Origin of the sequence: Arsenicicoccus sp. UBA7492, from assembly GCF_002479615.1 — a bacterium.
In the GTDB taxonomy this organism is placed as follows: Bacteria; Actinomycetota; Actinomycetes; order Actinomycetales; family Dermatophilaceae; genus Arsenicicoccus; species Arsenicicoccus bolidensis.
Genome location: NZ_DLOE01000042.1, coordinates 47842 through 51595, shown reverse-complemented (window position 1 = coordinate 51595; position 3754 = coordinate 47842). Strand labels below are relative to the sequence as shown.

The 3754-nt window shown below is 71.8% G+C and carries 3 protein-coding genes; 1 reads left to right on the top strand and 2 read right to left on the bottom strand.

Annotation, left to right across the window (positions count from 1 at the left end):
* Positions 1-545: 545 nt before the first annotated feature.
* Complete coding sequence (locus B4E97_RS12355; RefSeq protein WP_286960066.1) at positions 546-1205, bottom strand: hypothetical protein; 660 nt, start codon at positions 1203-1205, stop codon at positions 546-548.
* A 13-nt stretch (positions 1206-1218) separates the two neighbouring features.
* Entirely contained in the window at positions 1219-2346 is a 1128-nt protein-coding gene (locus B4E97_RS12350) for a toxic anion resistance protein (RefSeq protein WP_286960065.1), read from the bottom strand.
* Positions 2347-2579: 233 nt separating this feature from the next.
* Between B4E97_RS12350 and B4E97_RS12345 the strand changes: the two genes are divergently transcribed.
* Positions 2580-3754 (top strand): AMP-binding protein (locus B4E97_RS12345; RefSeq protein WP_286960068.1); only part of this gene is annotated, 1175 nt, incomplete at its 3' end.

The following is a 3754-nucleotide window of genomic DNA, read 5'->3' as shown; positions in this document are numbered from 1 at the left end:
ACTCAACGGGGCTCTATCCACTTCGTGCCGCCAGCTCCGGGTTTGCGAGCCAACGGTGGAGAACGCCACCGTCATGGGTGGCCTTCTCCACCCGTTCGTCATGGCGGCGACCCGCGAGCTGCGTGCGAAGTGGTTTGCCGAGTCGCGCGCGGCACCTTGGCGCCCGAAACTGACCCGACGGGGCAGGTCGAACGTCCTCACGGCGTCCCAGGCGGCTGAAAGTGACCCGACGGGGCAGGTTGAACGTTCTCATGGCGCCCAGGGCGACCCGACATGCCCCGACGGATCAGTTCGTGCAGCGAGCTCCGGGTGCAAACCGAACGGGTGGAGAACGCCACCGTCATGGGTGGCGTTCTCCACCCGTTCCCGCGGGACGCCGGAACCCCGCAGACCTGAGCGCCCGCGTGCCCGATCGGCAGCGCATCCAGGCCAGGCCGGCCTAGGCCGGGTTCCGGCATACGGCTGGACGATCGGATCGACCTGGGTTGGTCACATCGACCTGGGTTGGGCACATCGGCCTGGGTTGGTCACATCGACCTGGGGGACTAAGGCCGGTCGATGTGACTACCTGAGGTAGGTCCGTCGTGGTGGAACTTCTCCTCGAGGAAGCGGCCCTGGTCGGTCAGGGTCTGCGCGTCGCCGGCATAGATCGCGCTCTGCACCGACCCCAGCCGCTGCTCGAGCACCTGCATCTGGTGGGTCAGCTCCTGCGCGGGGGTGCGACCCTCCGCGCCCGGGGCGTCACGGGCATAGCTGCCCGGCAGGTTGAGATAGGCCTGGAGCGAGGTCGGCAGGTAGTCCCGCACCGTGCGCTGCACCACGTGCAGGTCGTCCGGCGAGGTGGCCAGCTGCTCCGCGCGCTGAAGGATGTCGCGCAACACGGCCACGACGCGGTGGAACGCGAGGTAGCCCTCCTCGGGGAGCCGGTTGGAGGACTTGTCGGTCTGGTCGACGAGACGCTGCAGCTCGGTGCGCAGGTCGACGATCAGCGCCTGCGTGGCCTGGGTGCCCGTCGCAAGACCCCCACGTCGGCGCGCTCCGGGGGCGACGGCCGCGCCGACGGCATACAGCCCGACGACCGCGGCGGGCCACCAGTCCCCGGCGAGGTCGGTGGGCACCGTGACGGCCGCGGCCCCGAGCCCGAGCACGGATCCCACGATGTTCTTGGTGGACGCGAGGTAGCGCGTCAGAGCGTTGCCAGCCACGACCCCAGCCTAGTCATCGGCGCCGCTGGTCCAGCGCGCGGCGGGTCTCGTCCTCGGCCGCGGCGCCGCGGGTGCGCGTGGCGTCGGCCTCGTCGAGCGCGGCGTAGACCTCGCCGAAGGCGCTCTTGAGGCGCGCGATCGCGTCCGGCGAGCCGGACCCCGCGGTGTCCCGCATGGTCTGGGCCGAGTCGTCCAGCAGCTCCGCCGAGCGGCGGTCCAGGTCCTGCACCCCGTCGACGACCCGGCGCTGCCCCTTGACCGCGCCCGAGACGACCACGGCCGTGCGCAGCGCCGCCAGCGTCGTGGTCGCCGCCCGGTCGATGCCCTGGACGAGCAGCTCGTTGTTGGACCGCACGAGGTCCAGCGCGAGATAGCCCTGGGTGCACACCGCGAGGTGGGTCAGCAGGTCCTGGTGCTTCTGCCGGGCCGCGCGCTGCACCTGGTCGCGCAGCACGTGGGCGCGGGCCGGGTCGGACGCCTCGAGCCCCGGCAGCGCACGCCCGATCTCGTCGTCGATGGCGCCCGCGAGCACGGAGTACTCCTGCAGCTGGCCCATGAGCCGCCACAGGTTGGCCCGCTCGCCCGCGACCGCCGCGTTGTCCTTGCGCAGCTCGTCCTGCTGGGTCCGCAGCGACAGGATCAGCATGTTGATGCGGTCCTGGCTGGCGTAGTAGCGCTCGACGTAGTCCGCGACCCGGTCCCCCATCGGCACGAGCCCGAGGAGCTTGCGCGCCGGCTTGTCGAGGTCGGCGGGGTCGAGCTCCTCGACCTCCTGGCGCAGGCGCACGAGCTGCTCCCCCGCCACCTGCTCCGGGCCGCCCTGACGTGCCCCCACCGAGCCCGAGCGGGCGCGACGGTCGAGCATCCGCGAGGACAGCTGCGAGGAGGCCTTGACCTCGGCGTCGCCCATCGTGCTGATGTCGCGGACGCGCTGGTCGAGCACCGGGGAGTGCACGTCGACGGCGAGCAGCTGCTGCACGAAGCCCTCGGCGTTGCGGCGCAGCGCGTCGGCCACGGCCGGGTCGACGGGCACCGCGGTGGCCGCCTGCTGCGGCGTCACCTCGGCGACGGGCCGGGGCGCCGACAGTGGAGACGGCATCGGCGACGGCTCAGGTGCCGCGAGCGGGGTGGGCTCGGTCATGGGCTGCTCCTGTCGTGGCGGGTGTGCTCGGACGTCCACCCCATCATGCCCGTATGCCGGTGGCCCCTCGTGCGGCGCGGCTGCGGCATACGGCCGGTGACCGCCCGGCGACGGGCACCGACCACCCGACGACGACCGTCTCAGGCGCGGCCGGTGGCCTGGCACGGGCGCCCGATGTGAGGTTGGCTGGGGGGCAACCGACCCGACTCGAGGAGGAGCCGACCGTGTCTGACTTGTCTGACCGCTCTGACCACACCGCGCAGGAGTTCCCGCCGGACCCCGCGTTCACCGAGCAGGCGGTCGGGCAGGCCGAGCTGTTCGACCAGGCCGACGCCGACCTCGAGGGCTTCTGGGCCGACCAGGCGAGGAAGTACGTCTCCTGGAGCAAGGACTTCACCCAGGTCCTGGACTGGAGCGACGCGCCGTTCGCGACGTGGTTCGCCGACGGCGAGCTCAACGTCGCCCACAACTGCGTCGACCGGCACGTCGAGGCCGGCAACGGCGAGCGGGTCGCCATCCACTTCGAGGGCGCCGAGGGCGGCACCCAGACGATCACGTATGCCGAGCTGCAGCGCCGCGTCTGCCAGGCCGCCAACGCCCTCACCGAGCTGGGTGTGGCCAAGGGCGACCGGGTCGCGATCTACCTGCCCATGATCCCCGAGGCGATCGTGTCGATGCTGGCCTGCGCCCGCCTCGGCGCCCCGCACTCGGTGGTGTTCGGCGGGTTCAGCGCCGACGCCATCCGCTCCCGCATCGCCGACGCCGAGGCCCGCGTGGTCATCACCGCCGACGGGCAGTACCGCAAGGGCAAGTCCGCTCCGCTCAAGGCCGCCGTCGACCAGGCCGTGTCGGGCGAGGACTCCCCGATCGAGCACGTGCTCGTCGTGCGCCGCACCGGGGCCGACGTCGAGTGGTCCGACAAGGACGTGTGGTGGCACGACCTCGTCGACCGGCAGAGCGACCACCACGAGGCGCAGCCGATGGCGGCCGAGCACCCGCTCTACATCCTCTACACCTCCGGCACGACCGGAAAGCCCAAGGGCATCCTGCACACCTCCGGCGGCTACCTCACGCAGGCGGCCTACACCAACGCCGTCGTCCACGACCTGCACCCCGAGACCGACGTCTACTGGTGCACCGCCGACATCGGCTGGGTCACCGGGCACTCCTACCTCGTCTACGGGCCGCTCGCCAACGGCGCGACCCAGGTCGTCTACGAGGGCACCCCGGACTACCCGCACCAGGGCCGCTGGTGGGAGATCATCCAGAAGTACGGCGTCACGATCCTCTACACCGCCCCCACCGCGATCCGCACCTGCATGAAGTGGGGCGCCGAGATCCCGCAGAAGTTCGACCTGTCCTCGCTGCGCGTCCTCGGCTCGGTCGGCGAGCCGATCAACCCCGAGGC

Coding starts and splice junctions, on each gene's coding strand:
- B4E97_RS12350 (WP_286960065.1), bottom strand. CDS start 2,346: ATGACCGAGCCCACCCCGCTCGCGGCACCTGAGCCGTCGCCGATGCCG.